The sequence below is a fragment of the Pyxidicoccus fallax genome (assembly GCF_012933655.1).
GTDB classification, from domain to species: Bacteria; Myxococcota; Myxococcia; order Myxococcales; family Myxococcaceae; genus Myxococcus; species Myxococcus fallax.
The window spans coordinates 27,742-47,754 of sequence record NZ_JABBJJ010000054.1 but is presented as its reverse complement, the minus strand read 5'-3'; the positions used below and the strand labels follow the sequence as shown (position 1 = coordinate 47,754).

Annotated in this window: 19 protein-coding genes; 12 read left to right on the top strand and 7 right to left on the bottom strand. The window is 71.2% G+C overall.

All coding sequences use genetic code 11. The features are described from left to right. The coding region (locus HG543_RS14490; protein ID WP_169345341.1) for an aldehyde dehydrogenase family protein at nucleotides 1–1,041 on the bottom strand (1,041 nt) is incomplete at its 3' end. Nucleotides 1,042–1,173: 132 nt separating this feature from the next. On the opposite strand from HG543_RS14490, the gene HG543_RS14485 reads away from it, so the two are divergent. From HG543_RS14485 to HG543_RS14465, 5 genes are all read left to right on the top strand, one after another. Next, nucleotides 1,174–1,425, top strand: a complete 252-nt coding sequence (locus HG543_RS14485; RefSeq protein WP_246357019.1) for a hypothetical protein — start codon at nucleotides 1,174–1,176, stop codon at nucleotides 1,423–1,425. Between the two features lie 114 nt (nucleotides 1,426–1,539). Further along, a complete protein-coding gene (locus tag HG543_RS14480) occupies nucleotides 1,540–1,959 on the top strand; it encodes a biopolymer transporter ExbD (RefSeq protein ID WP_169345340.1) in 420 nt (139 codons plus the stop codon). Nucleotides 1,960–1,973: 14 nt separating this feature from the next. Beyond that, nucleotides 1,974–2,390, top strand: a complete 417-nt coding sequence (locus tag HG543_RS14475; RefSeq protein WP_246357018.1) for an ExbD/TolR family protein — start codon at nucleotides 1,974–1,976, stop codon at nucleotides 2,388–2,390. Between the two features lie 74 nt (nucleotides 2,391–2,464). After that, on the top strand, nucleotides 2,465–3,193 hold the full coding sequence (locus HG543_RS14470) for a phosphatase PAP2 family protein (RefSeq protein ID WP_171817746.1): 729 nt from the start codon (nucleotides 2,465–2,467) through the stop codon (nucleotides 3,191–3,193). A 176-nt stretch (nucleotides 3,194–3,369) separates the two neighbouring features. Further along, complete coding sequence (locus HG543_RS14465) at nucleotides 3,370–5,103, top strand: serine hydrolase domain-containing protein (protein WP_169345338.1); 1,734 nt, start codon at nucleotides 3,370–3,372, stop codon at nucleotides 5,101–5,103. A gap of 13 nt (nucleotides 5,104–5,116) precedes the next feature. Here the strand turns inward: HG543_RS14465 and HG543_RS14460 are convergent, their stop codons facing one another. Beyond that, entirely contained in the window at nucleotides 5,117–5,656 is a 540-nt protein-coding gene (locus HG543_RS14460) for a hypothetical protein (RefSeq protein WP_169345337.1), read from the bottom strand. Nucleotides 5,657–5,911: 255 nt separating this feature from the next. Here HG543_RS14460 and HG543_RS14455 point away from each other — a divergent pair, with 255 nt between their 5' ends. The 3 genes from HG543_RS14455 (at nucleotide 5,912) to HG543_RS14445 (ending at nucleotide 8,826) form a co-directional block, all read left to right on the top strand. Then, nucleotides 5,912–6,436 carry a hypothetical protein gene (locus tag HG543_RS14455; RefSeq protein ID WP_343073352.1) on the top strand — a complete coding sequence of 175 codons (525 nt, stop codon included), beginning with the start codon at nucleotides 5,912–5,914 and terminating at the stop codon, nucleotides 6,434–6,436. A gap of 68 nt (nucleotides 6,437–6,504) precedes the next feature. After that, on the top strand, nucleotides 6,505–6,930 hold the full coding sequence (locus tag HG543_RS14450; protein WP_169345335.1) for a hypothetical protein: 426 nt from the start codon (nucleotides 6,505–6,507) through the stop codon (nucleotides 6,928–6,930). 138 nt (nucleotides 6,931–7,068) lie between these two features. Continuing rightward, nucleotides 7,069–8,826: a histone deacetylase family protein gene (locus HG543_RS14445; protein ID WP_169345334.1), complete on the top strand. Its 1,758-nt coding sequence runs from the start codon at nucleotides 7,069–7,071 to the stop codon at nucleotides 8,824–8,826. Here HG543_RS14445 and HG543_RS14440 read toward each other — a convergent pair. The 3 genes from HG543_RS14440 to HG543_RS14430 all read right to left on the bottom strand — a co-directional run bounded on the left by HG543_RS14440 (nucleotide 8,823) and on the right by HG543_RS14430 (nucleotide 11,097). Next, a complete protein-coding gene (locus HG543_RS14440; RefSeq protein WP_169345333.1) occupies nucleotides 8,823–9,083 on the bottom strand; it encodes a hypothetical protein in 261 nt (86 codons plus the stop codon). The two genes, HG543_RS14445 and HG543_RS14440, sit on opposite strands and share 4 nt — an antisense overlap. 89 nt (nucleotides 9,084–9,172) lie before the next feature. Beyond that, nucleotides 9,173–9,751 carry a DUF488 domain-containing protein gene (locus HG543_RS14435; protein WP_171817747.1) on the bottom strand — a complete coding sequence of 193 codons (579 nt, stop codon included), beginning with the start codon at nucleotides 9,749–9,751 and terminating at the stop codon, nucleotides 9,173–9,175. A gap of 68 nt (nucleotides 9,752–9,819) precedes the next feature. Next, nucleotides 9,820–11,097, bottom strand: coding sequence for a GAF domain-containing sensor histidine kinase (locus tag HG543_RS14430; RefSeq protein WP_169345332.1), 1,278 nt, complete (start codon nucleotides 11,095–11,097; stop codon nucleotides 9,820–9,822). A gap of 179 nt (nucleotides 11,098–11,276) precedes the next feature. Between HG543_RS14430 and HG543_RS14425 the strand changes: the two genes are divergently transcribed. The 4 genes from HG543_RS14425 to HG543_RS14410 all read left to right on the top strand — a co-directional run bounded on the left by HG543_RS14425 (nucleotide 11,277) and on the right by HG543_RS14410 (nucleotide 17,241). Beyond that, complete coding sequence (locus tag HG543_RS14425) at nucleotides 11,277–11,936, top strand: DapH/DapD/GlmU-related protein (RefSeq protein ID WP_169345331.1); 660 nt, start codon at nucleotides 11,277–11,279, stop codon at nucleotides 11,934–11,936. Between the two features lie 250 nt (nucleotides 11,937–12,186). After that, entirely contained in the window at nucleotides 12,187–14,271 is a 2,085-nt protein-coding gene (locus HG543_RS14420; RefSeq protein ID WP_246357017.1) for an ATP-binding protein, read from the top strand. A gap of 138 nt (nucleotides 14,272–14,409) precedes the next feature. Beyond that, on the top strand, nucleotides 14,410–16,461 hold the full coding sequence (locus HG543_RS14415) for a neutral/alkaline ceramidase (RefSeq protein WP_169345329.1): 2,052 nt from the start codon (nucleotides 14,410–14,412) through the stop codon (nucleotides 16,459–16,461). Nucleotides 16,462–16,596: 135 nt separating this feature from the next. Beyond that, nucleotides 16,597–17,241 (top strand): nuclear transport factor 2 family protein, encoded by a 645-nt coding sequence (locus HG543_RS14410; protein WP_169345328.1) that lies wholly within the window; start codon nucleotides 16,597–16,599, stop codon nucleotides 17,239–17,241. Nucleotides 17,242–17,265: 24 nt separating this feature from the next. Here the strand turns inward: HG543_RS14410 and HG543_RS14405 are convergent, their stop codons facing one another. Next, complete coding sequence (locus HG543_RS14405) at nucleotides 17,266–18,171, bottom strand: hypothetical protein (protein WP_169345327.1); 906 nt, start codon at nucleotides 18,169–18,171, stop codon at nucleotides 17,266–17,268. A 227-nt stretch (nucleotides 18,172–18,398) separates the two neighbouring features. Then, the gene (locus HG543_RS14400) at nucleotides 18,399–19,823 is read right to left on the bottom strand and encodes a serine/threonine-protein kinase (protein WP_169345326.1); all 1,425 of its coding nucleotides are present in this window, start codon (nucleotides 19,821–19,823) and stop codon (nucleotides 18,399–18,401) included. Between the last annotated feature and the right edge of the window lie 190 nt (nucleotides 19,824–20,013).

The following is a 20,013-nucleotide window of genomic DNA, read 5'->3' as shown; positions in this document are numbered from 1 at the left end:
CGCCAGCACGGTGGCGGGGTAGAAGTTCCCCGGGCGCTCCAGGGGCTTGCCGCCCAACAACAGCCGCGTGCCGGCCTTCACGCTCTCCTCCACCTGCGCGTGCAGGCCCTTGAGGATGCCCTCGGTGGCCAGGGGCCCCAGGTCCGTCTTCGGGTCCATGGGGTCGCCCACGGTGATGCGCTTCATGCGCTCCACGAAGCGGCGCTCGAAGTCCGCGGCGATGCTCTCCGCGACGATGAAGCGCTTGGCGGCGATGCAGGACTGGCCGTTGTTGATGAGCCGCGCCGTCACCGCCGTCTCCACCGCCTTCTCCAGGTCCGCGCTGGGCATGACGATGAACGGGTCGCTGCCGCCCAGCTCCAGCACCACCTTCTTGATGGCCTTGCCCGCCGCCGCGCCCACCGCCCGGCCCGCGCCCTCGCTGCCGGTGAGCGTCACCGCGCGCACGCGCCGGTCCTCGATGACGCGGTTCACCTCGGACGTCTCGATCATCAGCGCCTGGAAGGCGCCGCGCGGGAAGCCCGCCTGGAGGAACAATTCCTCCAGCGCCAGCGCGCACTGCGGGACGTTGTGCGCGTGCTTGAGCAGGCCCACGTTGCCCGCCATCAGCGCCGGGGCGGCGAAGCGCACCACCTGCCAGAAGGGGAAGTTCCACGGCATGATGGCCAGCACCGGGCCCAGCGGCTGGTAGCGCACGTAGGCGCGGTCCCCGCCGACCTCAATCGGCTGGTCGCGCAGCAGGCCCTCGGCCTTGGACACGTAGTAGCGGCAGGCGCTGGCGCACTTGCGGGCCTCGGCCTTGGCGGCCTCCAGCGGCTTGCCCATCTCCTCCGTCATGATGCGGCCGTAGCGGGGGGCCTCGGCCTCCAGCAGCTCCGCGGCGCGGCGCATCCAGGTGGCGCGCTCGGCGAAGGAGGTGTGGCGGTAGGTGCGGAACGTGTCCTCGGCGAGCTGGAGCTTCGCCTCCAGCTCCTCCGCGGTGTGCGTGGGGAAGGTGCGCAGCGTCTTGCCCGTGGTCGGGTCGATGGTGGCGATGGCCATGGAAGTCCTCCTGGAATCCCGTGATAGCAGCCGGACGGGGGGAGACAACGCCGCTCGTGAGCCGAGCGTCCAGCCGGACACGTCGTTTTCGTCCTTTCGTCCCCCCTCTTATAGGCGGGGAGAGGAAGGGAGATGTCCATGACCACCGCCACCGTCATCCAAGAGCGCCGCTTCAGTGCCGTCATCGCGGGGCTGCTGTCCTTCTTCTTCCCCGGCCTGGGGCAGCTCTACAAGGGGCAGCTGTTCCGGGCGGTGCTGTGGTTCCTCATGGTGGGCGCCGGGTACTGGTTCTTCGTCTTCCCGGGCATCATCCTGCACTTCTTCTGCGTCCTCGGCGCGGCGTTCGGCAGCGCGGGGAAGGACCGCATCCGCCTGCCCCGGTAGCGTGGGGCCCGCCCCGTGACGGAACCATGACGGAATGCGGGACGGGCGTCCGCCAACGCCCCTCCGCGTCCGTGTTCCCCTGACGCTGTCCCTTCCAACAAGGAGCAGCCGCGCATGGGAATGTCCGCCGGTGGTGGTCGGGGTGGCGTCAAGAGCGACATCAACGTCACCCCGCTCGTCGATGTGGTGCTCGTCCTCCTCATCATCTTCATGGTCGTCACGCCCATGATGCAGCAGGGGAAGGAGGTGGAGCTGCCCAAGGCGGCCCGGGTGGAGTCGGAGGAGCAGAAGGACCCGCTCATCCTCTCCGTGACGGCCGACCGCAAGGTGTTCGTGGCGAGCGACGCATACCCGGACGAGGCCGCGCTCCAGGCGCGGCTCCAGACGGAGCTGCGAAAGAATCCGGAGCGGCGGTTCCTGCTCAAGGCGGACCAGGCGCTCTCGTGCGGGGACGTGCGCAAGGTCATCAAGCTGGCGCGCGCGGCCGGGGTGGAGCGGGTGTCGTTCGGCGTGGAATCGCTCGAGGCTCGGTGAGCGGGGAAATGGCCATGCACACCGCCCGGAAGCACTTCGTGAAGGCCCCCGCCGTGCAGTCGGAAATCAACGTCACGCCGCTGGTGGACGTGGTGTTGGTGCTGCTCATCATCTTCATGGTCGTCACCCCGCTGCTGAACCGGCACATCGCCGTGCAGCTCCCGGCGACGTCCGACAGTCCCCCGTCGGAGCCCCCGCCGCCCCAGTGGGTGGTGGGCCTCACGCCGGAAGGACGGCTGACGCTGAATGACACGCCCGTGGAGGACGCGGACTACGTGCCGCGACTCCGGAAGGTCCTGGACGCTCGGCCCCGGGGACAGCGGCACGTGTTCTTCAAGGTGGACGACCGCGCGGGCTACGGCCGGTGGGTGATGGCCCTGGATGGGGCGAGGGCCGCGGGCGCGGAGGAGCTGGGCGTCCTCACCGAGTAGCCCCCCTGGGCAGCAGCCGACACTTCGTGCACTCCGGAGTCCCAGATGACGCCGGGGTGCATAGTGTCACGAACATGTGGCGCAGGCTCTGGGAGCGGATGACGAGGCTGGACGTCGCGGTGACGCGACTGTTGGGCATGTTGCTGTTGCTATTCATGTGCCTGCTGGGATTCATCGCCCTGTCCGACGAGGTGTCCGAGGGCGAGACGCAGGATTTCGACGAGCGCGCGCTGCGCATACTGCGCGACCCGAAGGACCCGTCCCAGGCGCGCGGCCCCTGGTGGCTGGCGGTGTCGGCGGAGGAGGTGACGGCGCTCGGCGGGGTGACGGTGTTGTTCCTCGTCACGCTGGCGGTGTGCGGATTCCTGCTGCTGGCGCGGCGTTACCGGACGCTGCTGCTGGTGCTGGCGGCCACGGGGGGCGGCGCGCTGTTGAACACGCTGCTCAAGCAGCTCTTCTCCCGGCCACGGCCCTCGGTGGTGCCGCACCTGACGGAGGTGATGACCCAGAGCTTCCCGAGCGGGCACGCGATGCTGTCGGCCACGGTGTACCTGACGCTCGGCGGGCTGATGGCGCAGCTCGCGCAGCGGCGGCGGCTCAAGGCGTACATCATCGGGGTGTCGCTGCTGTTGTGTCTGATGGTGGGGCTGACGCGGGTGTACCTGGGCGTGCACTACCCCACGGACGTGCTCGCGGGCTGGGTGGCCGGGCTGGCGTGGGCGCTGCTCACGGCGCTGGTGGCGCGGGGCCTGCACCGCCGCAGCCCGGCGCTGCGAGCGGAGGCACAGCGTCCGGTGGAGTGAGCGCGGCGGGCCCGGACCGGGGCCGGGCTTCGGTTGGGTGAGAAGCCCTGGCGGCCCGTTCGCCGCACGGTGGTGCCCGTTCACCGCATGCCCGTCGCCACCGGCTGAACACTCTCCCCCTGAGGTGCTCGCGTGGGGATGGTGCCTTCCGCAACCCCGTTGCTCCGGAAGGCTCCATGCCGCGCAAGTTGCTCGTGTCGTCGTTCCTGTTCCTGGGTCTGACGTTCGCCCCCGCCAGCTCCGCCGCGGGGGGAGGCGGCACCGTTACCCCCCTGGCCTCACGGCCCGAGGTCGTCCGAGCGAGGGCCGCGGCCACCCTGCCCAGGGACCGGCACAAGCAGGTGGACGCCCTCTTCGCGCCGTGGAGCGGCAAGAGCACGCCCGGCTGCGCCGTGGGCATCTCTCGCGACGGCGTGCTGGACTACGCGCGCGGCTACGGCATGTCGGACCTGGAGCACGACGTCCCCATCACGCCGCGGACCCTCTTCCACATCGCGTCCATCTCCAAGCAGTTCACCGCGTTCTCCATCGGGCTGCTGGCGCAAGAGGGCAAGCTGTCGCTGGATGACGACATCCGCGAATACCTGCCGGAGATGCCCGACTCCGGGAAGACCATCACCATCGCGCACCTGCTCCACCACACCAACGGCCTGCGCGAACAAGGCCAGTTGTTGAACCTGGCCGGCTGGCGCGGCGACGACCTGTACACCGAAGCGGACATCCTCTGGGCGCTGACGCGGCAACGCGGCGTGAACTTCGCTCCGGGCACTGAGATTGTGTACGGCAATGCCGCGTACACCCTGCTGGCGGTCATCGTGCGGCGCGTGTCCGGCAAGTCCCTGAAGGCGTTCGCCGACGAGCGCATCTTCAAGCCGCTCGGCATGAGCGACACCCGATTCCGTGACGACCACGCCGAGCTCGTTCCCCGGCGCGCATCGGCCTACGGCACCCGCGAAGGCGGCGGCTGGAAGCTCAGCATCCCCAATACCGACCATTACGGCTCCACCAGCCTGCTCACCACGGTCGGCGACCTGTTGAAGTGGAAGCAGAACCTGCTCGACGCGCGCGTCGGCGGGCAGGCGCTGGTCGCGTCGATGCTGACCTCCGGTAGGTTGAACGACGGCACCGTCACCGGCTATGGCGGCGGCCTGCATCTGGGTGATTACCGCGGCCTGCGCACGGTGAGCCACGACGGCATGGAGGGCGGCTACCGCACGGAAGCCGTCCTCTTCCCGGACCCGCGGCTGGCCATCGTCGCGTTGTGCAACGGCTCCACGATTTCGCCCACGGACCTCACGCGGAAGGTGGCCGAGGTGTATCTGGGCGAGCGCATGAAAGACGTGATGCCGCCCGCCGTCGCGCTGCCGGGGACGGAGCTGTCGGCGCTGGCCGGCAACTACTGGAGTCCCCTGACGGACGAAGTGGTGCGGCTGGAGGTCAAGGACGGAGCGCTGCGCCAGGTTGGCGTGCCCACGGCCTTCGTGCCCATTGGCAATGGCGCGTTCCGTCCGGGCGAGTCGATGCACGTGTGGCGCTTCTCGGAGCCGGCGGCCGATGCCCCGCGCGAGTTGAGCATCCAGGATGCCTGGCCGACGACGCGGCCCTTCATCCGTGTGACGTCGCCCATGCCCGCGGACTCGGCACTGGCATCCTTCGCCGGGCAGTACCGCAGCGACGAGGTGGACATGACCTACACGGTGCGCGTCGCGGACGGCAAGCTGGCGATACGCTGGCCACGGCGGGACGAGGTCGTGCTGGATGCCGTCGGCGGGGACCGCTTCGTCGGCTCACTCGGCACCGTCACCTTCACACGGGCGGCATCCGGTGGAATCGACGGGTTGACCATCAGCAATCGTCGCCTGCGGCGTCTGCGCGCGGAGAGGCTCGAGGGTGGCGTGCGGGTGAGGTGAGCCCGTCGCGGACTCAATCGGGAGAGAAGGAGACGTCGGAGACGCGGCCGTTCTCGAAGCGGACGATGCCCCAGTCGGAGTTCGCCCAGCCCTCGTTGGTGTGGCGGTAGACGATGCTGCCCGCCAGCGCGAGCTCGCCTCGTGGAGTCGAGGTGGAGGCATGCGTGGCGCCGCTCGCGGCATCGACGACGGTGCCGGTGGGTGACAGGGGATGGGCGGGCCAACCCGTGCCGTGGAGGTAGCGACCCATGATGGCCTCGACCTCGGCCTGGGTCATCCCGGGTTTCACGGAGTAGAGGTCGCGCAGGAAGGGCTTGCGCGAGTTCCACTCGGCGGCGCGGATGGCGCCGATTCCCACGACGAAGCCCAGGAGCAGCCCGACGCGCACCTTTCGCGGTGCCGCGCGGGTGCCGAAAAACCCCAGCAAGAGGCCCGTGCCCAGGACGCCGGCCAGCCAGGGCGTCGACAGCGAGGCGGCCATCAGCAGGTCGTACACCAGGAAGAAGTTGAGGAGCGCGACCAGCAACAGCGTGGCGTGAAGCGGGAGTTTCATGGGCGCCTCTCGTGCGGAGCAGACAATCTATGGACCTCGCCCGGGTCGAGGCGAGTCCCACCACGCTACGTCACCTGTCAGATACTCCTGAGTCTCCTGAACTTCTGCTGAGCTGCGCGAGACGTTCGGGAGTGACATGTGTTCTTCAGGGCTTGTGTGGCCGCCGCGTTGTGCTCATTCGGGTGTTCTGGCGTGTCAGAGCGGGCATCCGACTCCGAGGCCTACGGCTTCGAACCCGGGAGCAGGACGGTATGGGTGCGAGGTCCCTGGGCCGAGGTCGAACCTTCCCGGGATGTCGACGCGGTCATCGACCAGCTCTGTCCGGCAGTGCTGAAGCTGCCGCGAGCTCGGGAGCGCGACTATGGGCAGGAGTACTGCGGGCTCATCTACTCACTGGGTGATGGCATCTACCAGGCCAGTGAGGGCTCTCCCCTCGGAGAGACACAGTTGGTCGGCGCATCCAGGCGCAAGTCCTGCTTCTCCCCGCGCCGCGTCGTGGATGGGCGAGGGCGGGCCGTGCCCATCGCTGACTTCCACAGTCACCCCTGGGCTCCTTCGCCGATGTCCCCCAAGGACCTCAAGGCGAGCAACCAGCGATGGCTCGTGCGCATCCAGTTCGATACGTCATGCCGCATCCAGAAGCTGATTCCCTACGTGGGAGAGACGAGGCCGGGTGAAGTCTACGAGCGGGAGGGGCATCGCTGGCGGCTCGTAGGGCTCATCAGGCCCGAGGACAAGGAACTCGGCCGCATCACGACCGTGGATGGCGAAGGCGGCTAGGCAGCCCATCATTCGTCGCGCTGGTGGCAGGATGGTGGCATCCGACGCTGCCGTGGGATGGAGGTGCCATGGGACACAAGCTGTTGCTGTCGCTCTGTCTGCTGCTTCCGGGCTGCGCGCTGTTCCGTCCCCCCGTGCGGCCGGCCAAGGCCCCCGTGGAAGAGGCTTCACGGTACAGCTTCCCCATCGTCCTACCCACGGAAGGGCAGCATCTTCTTCCAGGTCCCATCGCCGCGGCTGTCGCGCTCGCCATGGAGGATTTCCTCCCACTGGGCACGAAGCCCCCTCGGAATGCGGCTCCCACGGAGGTCTGTGCCTTCCAGCGCGAGACCTACGACGTCACGGCGGTGCCCGGCAGCGAGGACGTTGTCTTCGTCCGCTTCGTCGCCAGGGCCGACGCCTGTCGCGAGCTGCAAGGACCCCCACTCTCGGACGTCCCCATCATCTACGCGGTGGATTCCCGCAGGTGGATCATCCTCTCCGTGCAGAAGTAGCGCGGGGCCGTCCGGCCCCGTGCAAAAAAGCCCCCGCGACGCCGCTGCCTGCGCGAAGCTTGCCTTCGCCGTGCACCATCTCCGCTCCGCTCCCGCGTCCCATCCGCTCCCCGTCAGGCCCCTCGTGAGGTGGCTCGCATGAGCCCGCTGCACTGGCTGACGCGGTGGCTACCGGAACTCGGCGGCGCCTCGGTCCCCATCTTCTACGACGAGTCCTACCGGCTGCCCCTCACCGGCATCGAGACCACCGTGGGCATCGAGCCACGCGGCGTGGACTTCACCACCTGGTACCTCCTCGAGAAGGGCATCGTGCGCCCCGAGGACGTGCACCGCCCGCTGCCGGTCAGCTACAAGGAAATGGCCCGCGTCCACGACGCCGCGTACCTCGAATCCCTCGGCCAGCCGGAGACGCTCGCGCGCATCTTCGCCACCGACCCGTCCGAGGTCCCCGTGGACACGCTCCTGTCCAACGTGCGCCTCGTCTGTGGCGGCACCATGGCCGCAGCCCGGCTCGCCCTGGCCCGCCGTGGCCCCGTGGTGAACATGGCCGGCGGCTTCCACCACGCCGCCCCCGGCCGAGGCGGCGGCTTCTGCGCCGTCAACGACATCGCCGTCGCCCTCGCCGCCCTCCACGCCGACGGCTTCGACGGACAGGCCGTGGTGCTCGACCTGGACGCCCACCCGCCCGACGGCACCGCGGAGTGTCTCGCCGGCCAGGAGAAGGCCTGGATTGGCTCGCTGTCCGGCAGCGACTGGGGCGCGCTCCCGCTCGAGGTCGACGAGACGCGCGTCCCCGAGGGCTCCAGCGACGCGGACTACCTCGCGCTGCTCAATGGCCTGCTGTCGCGCATGCCCCGGCCGGACGTGGCCTTCGTCATCGCCGGCGGCGACGTGCTGGCCGGGGACCGCTTCGGCCGCGTGGGACTCACGCTGGACGGCGCGAGGCGGAGGGACAGGGCCCTGGCGCACGCGCTGCGCGGGGTGCCCAGCGTGTGGCTGCCCGGCGGCGGCTACCACGCGGAGTCCTGGAAGATCTTCGCCGGCACCGTGCTGGTGCTCGCGGGCAAGGGCTCGCGGCGCATCACCGCGCGCTATGACCCGCTGAGCGCGCGCTACCAGCGCATCTCCCGGCTGCTCTCGCAGGAGAGCGGGTCGGACGACATCACGCTGACGCTGGAGGACCTGGAGGGCTCGCTGGGGCTGGGCGCCGCGATTCAGCCGAAGGTGCTGGGCTACTACACGGCGCAGTCGCTGGAGTACGCGCTGTTCCGCTACGGCCTGCTGGCACACGTGGAGCGGCTGGGCTACAGCCGGCTGCGCGTGGAGGTGGGCTCCACGGGCGCGGGAGACCGCCTCAAGGTGCTGGGCCGCGCCGCCGGGCAGGAGCACCTGCTGGTGGACTGCGTCGTCGAGCGGCGGCCCGTGCTCGGCGAGCCCTTCCTCTTCGTCAACTGGCTCAGCCTGCGCCACCCCCGCGCGCGCTTCAGCGAGCGGCGGCCGCAGCTCCCCGGACAGGACGTGCCGGGACTGGGCCTCGCCCGCGAGGCCACGGAGATGCTGCTGCTGATGGCGAAGCGGCTCGCGCTGTCCGGCGTGGCCTTCCGGCCCATGTGGTTCCACCTGGCCGCGCTGGCGCGCTTCCGCTTCCGCTTCGCCGACCCCGTGCGGCAGGGCCGCTTCGAGGCCATGGTGCGGGACTTCGCGGACCCATCGGTGCTGGAGACCACGCGCGCCGTGGTGGACGGCCGCGTGTTCCTCAACGGCGAGCCCTACCGCTGGGAGCCGGACGACATGGTGTCCCGCGTGGAGCCGACGGCGGCGGACATGGAGGTCATCGCCGCCGAGCGCGAGCGCTGCCACTTCACGCTGGAGGACGCGGCTCCGGGCGCGTCCTAGTTGCAGCAGTACCGGTGCGACGGGCACACGGTGCCGTCATCGCAGACCGGGACGCAAATGCCCTGCTCGTAGTCGCACACGAAGGGCGAGCTCCGGACGCAGGGGGAGGGGTCCTCCCAGCTGCACGCGATGATGTATGCCTGCTCGACCTGACCCAGGTGCTCGGCCTCCACGGGGGCCTCCACCCCGCCACAGCCCGCGAGTCCCAGCGCCAGCATCCCGGCAAGCCCCATGCTCCGAATCCACGTCTTCATCATGATGTGCACTCCAGCGGAGGACCCCGCCTGATTGAAGGAACTCCTGGAATAGCACGAAGTTTGAACCCAAAAGAAGCGGGGCTCCGGGGTCATCCGCTGGCCGTGTCCGTGAGCGGATAGAGCACCCGCAGGCCGTGCACCTGGGCGAACGGCGTGAGCCGGTGCGGCTCCGCGCGGGTGGCGCTCTTCAGGTGTTGCACCACCACGCCGCGCGCCCAGAGCGCATCGGCCACCAGCGAGCGGTGGCAGCGCCACCGCAGCGCCTCCGCGCACATCACCGCCACTGGCCCCTCGCGTGACAGCACCCGCAACTCCTCCAAGCCCTCCGCGAAGTCCTCCGTCAGCATGTAGTCCGCGTAGCCGCGGAAGCTGAGGTTGCGCCACGCCGCGTTGGGCGAGTCCTTCCGGGGACGCCGCAGCCCGCCAAGCCGAGCCAGATGCTGGTGGTGGATGCCCACCCGCGCCAGCGTCTTCGGAAAGGCATCCAGGTTGAACTGCGGGTTGGTGCGCGAGCGCGGCACCGTGCGGATGTCCGCCAGCACCCGGACACCGTGCGCCTCCAATATCGCCACCAGCTCGTCCGCCGAGCGCGTGGAGTGGCCCACCGCGCACACGCGGGCCTTGCCCCAGCCCCACGCGCGCTTTGGCGGCTCGCTCTGGACTGCCATGTCCCGTCCCGTCCTCCTTCACGGGAGGCTGGGGATGGCTCCCGGGACGCGCAAGCGGCAGCGCACGTTCACCCGCTGGCCTTGCCCGGCTCGCGCGTGGCGGGCTCCGGGCCCAGGGGAAGGCGCAGGCAGAAGACGGTGCCCCGGGGCCGGTTCTCCTCCACCCAGCACCACCCGCCATGGGCCTGCACCGCGCGGCGGCAGAAGACGAGCCCCAGCGCGTTGCTCGCCCGGGCCCGCGCGGCCGTGGGCGTGCCCTCCGGCACCACCGCGTCGAACACGTGCTCGCGCGACGCGGTCGGAATGCCCGGGCCCTCGTCGCGGACCTTCACTTCCAAGAGGTCCGGCTCCGGCTGCGCCACCTCCAGCATCACCCGCCCGCTGCCCAGCGCCGTGAAGCGGTACGAGTTGTCCAGCAGGTTGTCCAGTGCCCGCCGCAGCAGCTCCCGGTCCGCCACCATGAAGCGCCGCGACACCCGCACCGACGTGGTGAACTGCCGGTGGCTGCCCTGGATGCGCGCCGAGAACTCCCGCGCCACCTCCGTCACCAGCCCGTGCACGTCCAGCTCCGCCAGCCGGGGCACCATCGGCGAGTCCTCCCGTCCGGCGTCCATCAGGTTCGCCACCATCCGCTGCGCGCTCTCCGCCGACTCCTGGATGTCGCGCGCCGCCACCCGCACCTCGTCGGGCACCGGCGGCCGGCAGGTGATGAACGAGGCGTTCATCTGGATGCCGCTCAAGGGCACCTGCAAATCCTTCATCACCAGCTCCGCCAGCGCGTCCCGCTGCCGCAGCGCTCGCCCCAGTGCGTCCCGCTGCGAGCGCCCCTCCGCCTCGCGCCGCTCCAGGTCCTGCATCCGCAGGCGCAGCCGCAGCTGGGCCTCCACCTGCCGCCCCAGCCTGCGCAGTGAGTCGAGCTGCTCCGGCGTCAGCTCGCGCGGCACGTGGTCGATGACACACAGCGTGCCCAGCTTGTGGCCGCTCTCCGCGCGCAGCGGCGCGCCCGCGTAGAAGCGCACGTGCGGCGCGCCCGTGGCCAGCGGGTTGTCGTGGAAGCGCGCGTCCTGGAACGCGTCCGGCACCACCATCACGTCGTCGCCCAGAATCGTGTGCGAGCAGTACGCCACGTCGCGCGGCGTCTCCGGCGCCTCCAGCCCCACCCGCGACTTGAACCACTGCCGCTCCCGGTCCACCAGCGACACCAGGGCGATGGGCGTCTCGCACAGCCGCGAGGCCAGGGACGTCAGGTCGTCGAAGTCCTGCTCCGGCAGGGTGTCCAGCAAATCGTGTGCGGCCAGCGCGGCCAGCCGTGCCGCCTCGTCCGGGGGCAGTGGGGCGCTCTTCATCGGAGACTCTCCGTCGCGGGTGAAACCACCCTAACGACCCGCTCCAACCCTGGCACCGTCATTTCCTGGCGAATCGCACTGTCCAGGGTTTGTCTGTCTGCCATTGGAGACCCGGGTGCCCCCGGGGCCTTGCGCACCCCCGACCTTGGTCGTGTGCGCGGGCGTGGTAGTCAGGGGGCGTGGACCTGGACGCGCTTCGCCGCGAGCAGCACAAGCTCCGGCTCTCCTGGATGCCGTGGCTCTACTTCTCCCTCAAGCCCCGCCACCGCGAGTGGGCGGAGGCGTGGCAGCGGGAGGTGCAGGAGCGGCTGCGCCAATTGGAGACGGTGCAGATCGCCGAGGGGTGCTTCATCGCCCCGGAGGCGCGCATCTTCGCCGAGCCCGGCCGCACCGTCTCCATCGGGCCTGGCTGCAGCGTGGCCGCCGACGTCTTCCTCCATGGGCCCGTGGTGCTCGGCCCCCGGGTGAGCGTCAACGCGCGCGCCAGCCTGGACGGAGGGGCGGCCGGCATCCGCATCGGCGAGGGCAGCCGCATCGCCACCGGCGCCACCCTCTACGCCTTCGACCACGGGCTGGCGCCGGACCGGCCCGTGCGCGAGCAGCCCGTCACCTCACGCGGCATCACCCTGGGCGCGGACGTGTGGGTGGGCGCCAACGCCGGTATCACCGACGGTGTCACCGTGGGGGACCATGCCGTGGTGGCCATGGGGGCCGTCGTCACCCGGGACGTGCCCGCCTGGGCCATCGTCGGGGGCGTGCCTGCCCGTGTCATCGGCGACCGCCGGCTGCGCCCTCGGTCGGGTGCTCCCGGTGGGTGGGAGCCCGATGACGGAGCGTGAACCCCCTTCGCCTTCATTGACTTCCGGACATTCGGTGGCCGTAAACTTCGTACCTGACGTCGCCACCGGGAGGGGAACCAGGGTCTGGATGTGCTTCCCGGCAGCCTTCAGTGCTGTCAGGACTCCGGCCTCTCTCCGTGGGCGCAGGAGGCCGGATTTGGCGGACGAGCAGCGGGAAGCGGGGCGCGAGGACGCCCCTGGGACGGTTCCCGAGCCGTGTCCCGGTGATTGCGGGACGCATGCGACCCGGATGCCGCCGGCTTCCGTGCCCGGCGCGTCGGTGGAGGCGCAGCGCGCGCGCATCCTCGATGAGTTGCTGCAGGACGTGGCGTTCCAGCTCGACGCGCAGGGGCGCCTGTCCTTCCTCGGCAAGCCCTGGGAGCGCCTGACGGGCATGCTGGTGGCGTCCTGGCTCGACCGCCCGCTGGTGGACGTGTTCCACCCGGAGGACCGCGAGCGGGCCAGGAGGCTGCTGGACGCCGCCGCCTCCCAGCGCAGCCTGGCGCCGCGCGAGGAGCTGCGCATCGAGGCGGCGGAAGGCCGGGGCACCCGCTGGGTGGCGCTGTCCGCGCGCGCCCTGCCGGCCGCGCCCGGCGAGGTGGTGGGCACGCTGGTGGACGTCACCTCCCGGCGGCGCGCCGAGGAGGCCGTCACCACGCGCGAGCGCTACCTGGAGGTCATGGTGGAGGTGCAGCGGCGGATGATGCCGCACCAGCGCCCCATGGACCTGTACGGCGCCGTGGTGGAGCCGCTGGGCCACGTGGCCGACGCCAGCCGCGTCTACGTCTTCGAGATGCACCGCGCCCCGGACGGCACGCTGCTGGCCTCCCAGCGCGCGGAGTGGTGCGCCCCCGGCGTTCCTCCCAACCTGGAGGACCCGGAGATGCACGGCCTGCCGCTGATGGAGGCGCTCCATCCCGAGCAGTCCAGCCGGCTCATGCGGGGCCAGCCCGTGCAGGCCCTGCCGCGGGGCTTCCCGGACATGCTGGCCCCGGTGCTGGAGGCCCAGGGCGTCAAGTCCGTGCTGCTGCTGCCCCTGCACGTGCACGGGCAGCTCTTCGGCGTCATCGGCTTCGACAACTGCCGCGAGGCGCGCCCGTGGGGGCCCGTGGAGGTCAACCTCCTGTCCGGCGCCGCCGGCGCGCTGTCGCTGGCGCTGGAGCAGCGCACCGACAACGCCCTGCGCATGCGCACGGAGACCACGCTGCGGCGCACCGAGGCGGGCGTCCACCTGCTCATCGAGGCCTTCCCGGACCCCGTCATGGTGCACGTGGGCGACGGGGTGCTGCTGTCCGTCAACCCGGCCCTGGTGCAGTACCTGGGCTACCGCGACGCCGCGGAGCTGATGGGCCGGCACGTGCTGGAGCTGGTGCGGCCGGAGGACCGGGGGGCGGCGCAGCTGCACCTGGGGCAGGCCCTGGAGGGCCAGCGCTCCGCGCGCGCGGTGGAGATGCCGCTGGTGCGCCGCGACGGCGAGGTGGTGGTGGCGGACCTGGTGACGCTGGCCGTCGTCGTCGACGGGGCGCCCGCGCGGGTGACGGTGGCGCGCGACTTCACCGAGCGCAAGCGCACCCAGGCGCAGCTCATGCTCACCGACCGCATGGCCTCCATGGGCCTCCTGGCCGCCGGCATCGCCCACGAGCTGAACAACCCGCTCGCCTACGTGCTGTCCAACCTGGACTTCCTCCACGGCACGGTGGGCCCGCGCTCGCGGCCCCTGTCGCACGACGAACTCCTGGAGTGCCGTCAGGTGCTGGACGACGCCCGCGAGGGCGCCGAGCGCATGCGCCAGATTGTCCGCCAGCTGCGCGTCTTCTCCCGGGTGGATGACGGCAAGGAGGAGGCGGTGGACGTGCACCGGGTGCTGGACTCGGTGACGCAGATGGCGGCCAGCACGGTGCGCGCCCGCGCGAAGCTGGTGAAGGAGTACGGCGAGGTGCCTCCGGTGCAGGGCAACGAGGGCAAGCTGTTCCAGGTGTTCCTCAACCTCGTCATCAACGCCGCCCATGCGATTGACGAGGGCCAGTCCGAGTCGAACGAAATCCGCCTCACCACCTTCCTGGACGACGGCGGGCGGGTGATGGTGGTGGTGCGCGACACCGGGCACGGCATTCCCCCCGAGCACCTGCGCCGCATCTTCGACCCGTTCTTCACCACCAAGGCCTCCGGGGTGGGCACGGGCCTGGGCCTGTCCATCTGCGACACCATCGTCAACGGCATGGGCGGCCACATCTCCGTGGAGTCGTCGGTGGGAGCGGGCACCACCTTCCGTGTGGCGCTGAACGTGGCGCCGCCGCCTCCGCCGAAGGACGCGGCGCGCCGGCCGGGCGCGTGAGCGGCGCCTCCCGCGCACCCCCCGCGCGGGCGACTGTGGTCCTCATGACGGCGCATCGCTGAAGGCCCTGCCCGCGTCGGGGGGCGTTGGCATCTTCCGTCCCAGGAGGCGCCCTCCCCAGGCGCCTCGGAGACTGGTATGCGCACCCACACCGTCCGGCTCACCCTGGCGCTCGTCCTCGTGCTCGCTGGGGGCGCCCGGGCGGCCGGCCCCGCTTCCCCGCCCGCTCCTCCGGCCCTGGCGGCGACCCAGCCGCCCGACGCGTGCGCCGGCCAGCAGCGCTTCCTCATCGGCGCCGGTACCGGCGACATCACCGGCCCCGCCGCCGAGGTGGGGATGATGGGCTACGGCCAGCTCACGCAGCAGACGTCCGGCATCCACCAGCGCCTGCGCTCGCGCGCCTTCGTCATCGCCTCGCCGTGCAACGGCCGCCGCGTCGTCTTCGTCAGCGCGGACCTGGGCATGGTGTTCCAGGCCGTGAAGCAGCAGGTGGTGGAGAAGCTGCGCTCGCGCTACGGCGGCCTGTACTCGGACGACAACGTGCTCTTGAGCGCCACGCACACCCACGTGGGGCCGGGGGGCTTCTCGCACTACACCTTCTACAACCTGACGTCGCTGGGCTTCGTGCCGCAGAACTTCGACGCCATCGTCTCCGGCATCGTCACCTCCATCGACCGGGCCCACGCCAACCTGGGCGAGGGCACCCTGCGGCTGGCCGCGGGCGAGCTGCTGGGCGCCAGCCGCAACCGCTCGCCGGAGGCCTACCGCCTCAACCCGCCCGAGGAGCGCGCCCGCTACCCGTACGACGTGGATCCGCGGATGACGCTGGTGCGCCTCACCCGCGCGGACGGCACCGAGGTGGGCCTCATCAACTGGTTCGCCGTGCACGCCACGTCCATGGGCAACCACAACACCCTCATCAGCGGCGACAACAAGGGGCTGGCCTCGTACCTCTTCGAGAAGGCGCGCGGCCCCGGCTTCGTCGCCGCCTTCGCCAACGCCAACGAGGGCGACGTCACCCCCAACGTGCTCGGCGGCACGGACGGCGGCGGCGCGGACGACTTCGAGGACACGGAGATTTCCGCCCGCAGGCAGCACGACTTCGCCGCGCGGCTGTGGGCCCAGGCCGACACGCCGCTGACGGGCGGGGTGGACTTCCGGCAGATGTACCTGAAGATGGACGCGGTGGACGTGGCGCCCGCCTGGACGGACGGCACGCCGCGCCGCACGTGCCCCGCGGCCATCGGCATCTCCATGCTCGCGGGCGCGGAGGACGGGCCCGGCTTCGGCGTGGAGGGCGCCTCGTGCGCGGCCATCCACGACGTGTGGAGTCAGTTCACCTGCGCCGTCTTCACCACGCCCTGCCAGGCGGAGAAGCCCATCGTCCTGGAGATGGGCAGCATGACGCCCTACCCGTGGACGCCGGAGGTGCTGCCCCTGCAGCTCGTCACCGTGGGGCCGCTCGCGATGGTGGCGGTGCCCTTCGAGGTGACGACCATGGCCGGGCGCCGGCTGCGGCGCACGGTGCTGGAGCGGCTGGCCCCCCTGGGCGTGACGGAGGTGGTCATCGCCGGCCTGTCCAACGCGTACGCGGGCTACGTCACCACCCGCGAGGAGTACGCGCGTCAGGCCTACGAGGGCGCCTCCACGCACTTCGGCCCGTGGACGCTGGCCGCTCTCCAGCAGGGCTTCGACGCGCTGGCGGTGGCCCTGCGCGACGGACAGCCCGTGCCGCCCGGGCCCGTGCCGCGAGACCTGCGCTCCGTGCAGGCGAGCCTCCAGCCGGGCGTCGTCTTCGACGACAAGCTCCTGTGGGTGGACTTCGGTGAAGCCGTCACCGACGCGCGCGCCGCCTACACGCGCGGCGAGACGGTGAGCGTCACCTTCTGGGGCGGCCACCCGAAGAATGATTTGCACCTGGAGGGCACGTACCTGCGCGTGCAGCGGCAGGGGCCCGGCGGGACGTGGCTGGACGTGGCGTGGGATGGCGACTGGGAGACGCGCTACCGGTGGCGCCGGGTGAACTGCGTGCCCACGCTGGCCTGCTCGCACGTCACCGTGGAGTGGGACATCCCCCAGGACGCGGTGCCGGGCACCTACCGCGTGGTGCACGAGGGCGACTGGAAGTCCGGTTGGGACGGCCGCGTGCGCCCGTACTCGGGCCACTCGCGGTCCTTCACCGTGCGGTAGCGCGCTCGCACCCGGGGGCAGGCCACCGGCGGTCCGTCAACGCTCCCTGGCTCGCGCGGGACGGGCGGGCGGAAGCGGCCGGGTTGTCCGGGGCCGCGCGTGTCACGACCTTCGCGTCAGCAGAAGGAGGTCGTCATGATGCGTCGGATCGCGCTGTGCCTCACCTCGCTCGCGCTCGCCTCGCCCGTCTGGGCACAGGGGCAGCCGCAATCGCAGTCACCCTCGAAATCGCAACAACAGCAGCAGCAGCCGTCCTCTCCCGCCTCGGGAGGCTCGGGCGCGCCCATGGACCTGTCGAAGATGGGGCCGTGGACCCGCAAGCCGACGAACGAGGCGAGGACCCGGAAGGAGGTGGAGGCCTTCATCAAGGAGGAGGACGCCATCATGAAGCGGCGCGACTTCGAGGCGTCGCTCGCGCGCATCGACTTCCCCATGTTCATGGCCACCGACAACAGCCAGGGCATGCCCACGTCCGAGTCGTATGACCGCCAGCGCTACACTCAGATCATGAAGCCCTTCTTCGACCAGACGCCCACGGACATGCAGGTGAACCACAACCTGGACATCACCGTGCTGTCCGACTCGCTCGTCACCTACACCGACAACTACACGATGACGACGAAGGGCGAGAAGCGCGCCGGCCGCAACGCCGGGCTCCTGGTGAAGCGCGAGGGCCAGTGGAAGTGGAAGGCCTTCATCGAGCCCGGGTGGGGCGACCCGTCGCCCACCGGCGTGGGCGGCTCGGGCGTGCCCCAGGGCCAGGACACGCCGAAGCAGTAGGGCCCGCGCGGGGCCGGGCGTGGCCTACTTGCAGGTCCGCTGGGAGGTGCACTCCCGGCGGCACTGCTCGCACGCCTGGCCTCCCAGGCCGCACCGGGACTGCTCGTTGCCGGCGCGACAGACGTTGCCGTCGCAGCAGCCGTTGGGGCACGACTCGGGGGTGCAGCGGCACTGGCCGTCCATGCACACCTGGCCCGCGCCACACGCGTTGTTGTTGCCGCACCGGCACTGGCCGTTGGAGCACCGGTCCACGTTGCTTCCGGTGCAGGCCGGGCCATTGCCGCAAGTGCAGGTGCCCAGCGCCGAGCAGGCGTTGGCCCGCACCCCGTCACACACCGTGCAGTCCACCCCGCCCACGCCGCAGGACTGGAAGGTGCGCGGCACGCAGAAGCCCCCCCGGCAGCAGCCGTCCGGGCAGTCCATGCAGAAGGTGCCCGCGTCGCTCGACCCCGCGTCCGGCGTGCCGCCATCCGGCGTACCCGAGTCGGGCGTGCCGGCGTCGGGCGTGCCGGCGTCGGGCGGCTCCGAAGCGGGCTCGAGCCGCACGCGGATGTCCACCTCGTAGCCCTCGCGGACCGTCACCTCCGCCGTGCCGACCGCCGCGAGCTCGGGGCCACTCATGCCTTCCAGCACGAGCTTCACGCGCGCGCCTTCCTTCGCGTCGGGCAGCAGCACGCGGAACGTCTCGCCGCTCTGGAGGATGCGTCCGGCGGTCTCCGGCAGCAGCGAGGCCGGGATGCTGCTCGCCTTGTTCGCGCCTCCATCCGCGCCCGCGTCCCCGCCCTCGCTCCCGTCCGTCACCGTGCCGGACACCTTGAACTGGGTGAGCTGCAGCAGCGGATCGAACTCGGTCGTGACGTACAGCGCCGTCCCGGACGCCGTGGCCGCGTCCTGGCACGCGCTCGCCACCACCGCGAGCACCGCCGCCATGATCAGGACGATTCCCCTGGGCCGGACGTGCCTCCGACCCCTGCCAACACCCTCACGAGCCATGATGATCGCAGGCTAGCGGGTTCCGACTGCCCTGGAAGCCTAGCGCAGGAACGGAAAGCCCGCGCGCGTCGGGAAGGGAACGATGCGGGGCACGCGACGGAACAATCGTGAACGGAATGCAAATGCGTCCGCGGAACCCCAGCACCGCCGGGCAGGAGGATTGCTCACAGGTGGGCTTCGGAAGGTGGCGCGGGAGGCGCCGGGGTGCCGCGGCGGTGGGGCTGCACGCGGTGGATGAGGTCTCTGAGCCGGGCCGAGGGGTTGATGAACTGCACGCCCACCCCCGGCGACATGCTCCACGCGCGCGCCTGGACGGAGTCCACGTGGCGCACCACCTCGCCCACGCACTCCACCTCCTCGCCGGCCAGCAGCAGCGTGAACTCGAGCCGGGTGAAGAGGCGCGGGAAGGGCTCCGCGCAGCACATGAAGAGGCCGCCCTTGCTCAGCTCCGTGCAGCGCACCTCCACGTCGCTGGTGCCAGCGCGGCGGCGCACGCGGGCCGTCCAGGTGAGCGGCGGGGTGACGCTGACGGGCTCGGCGGGCGTCTCCGCCTCCGCCAGGGACAGCGAAGGCGAGGGCGAGGAGGTGTGCGAGGGCACGGGCGTGGACCCCCGCGGGGGCTCGTCCACGGAGTGCGCGGCCTGGGGCGGCGCCAGCGCCGCGAGCAGGGCCTCCTTGAAGTCGCGCGCGGTGGGGTAGCGGTCATCGCACCGGCGCGACAGGGCCCGCAGCAGCACGTCCGACAACGCCGGAGTCACCGCGGGGGCCAGCACGTGCGGCGGCACCGGGCCCACCGGCCCCAGCGACAGGGCCAGCTCCGCCATCTGCCCCCGCTCGAAGGGCAGCTGCCCGGTGAACATGTAATAGGCCGTCACCGCCAGGGCGTAGATGTCCGCGCGCCCGTCCACCGGCTGCCCGGCCCACTGCTCCGGGGCCATGTACGCGGGCGTGCCCAGGACGATGCCCGCCGCCGTCTCGTCCTCGGTGGGCGGGCGGCGCGCCTTGGCCACGCCGAAGTCCAGCACGCGCAGGGTGGGCGGCTCCGCCGCGTGCCGCACCACGAAGAGGTTGTCTGGCTTCAAATCCCGGTGCACCACGCCGCAGCGGTGCGCCGCATGCAGCGCGTCACAGGCCTGCGCGAGCAGCGGCACGAGCTGCGCGGGGGCGACGGGCCGATGCAGGCGTGACAGTGGCACGCCCTCCAGGTACTCCATGACGAAGTAGTGGATGCCGCCGGGCGCCTCGCTGATGTCGAAGATGTGGACGATGTGCGGGTGGCTCACCACGTTGACGGTGCGGGCCTCGGCGTAGAAGCGCGCTCGCAGGCTCTCGTCGTGGGCCAGGTGCGGGTGCAGCACCTTCACGGCCACGCGCGCGCCGATGCGCGTCTGCTCCCCCAGGTACACGGTGCCCATTCCCCCGGCGCCCAGCCGGCGCACCAGCTTGTAGTGCCCCAGCGTCTGGCCGGTGAGGTCCACTGGCGGCGGCTCGCCCTCCACGTCCTGGGTGGAGAGGCCCACCTGCGTCCAGTGCACGTTGTCGCAGAGTACGTCCTCGGCATGTTCGGACAGACAGAGCTCGCAGTGCATGGTCGTCTCAAGCAGACACCAGGAGGGGCCCCTCCTGGCTCAGGCGGGGGCTGTGCACCGTTTGTCTTTAGACCGCGTAAGTCTCCGGCAGCCGACGGTCGCCGGTACGAGACGCCAGTCCGCGCCGTTGCGATGACCGCTAGCGCACAGGCGCACCAGGTCGGCACCTGTAAGCGCGAACTTTCGAGCA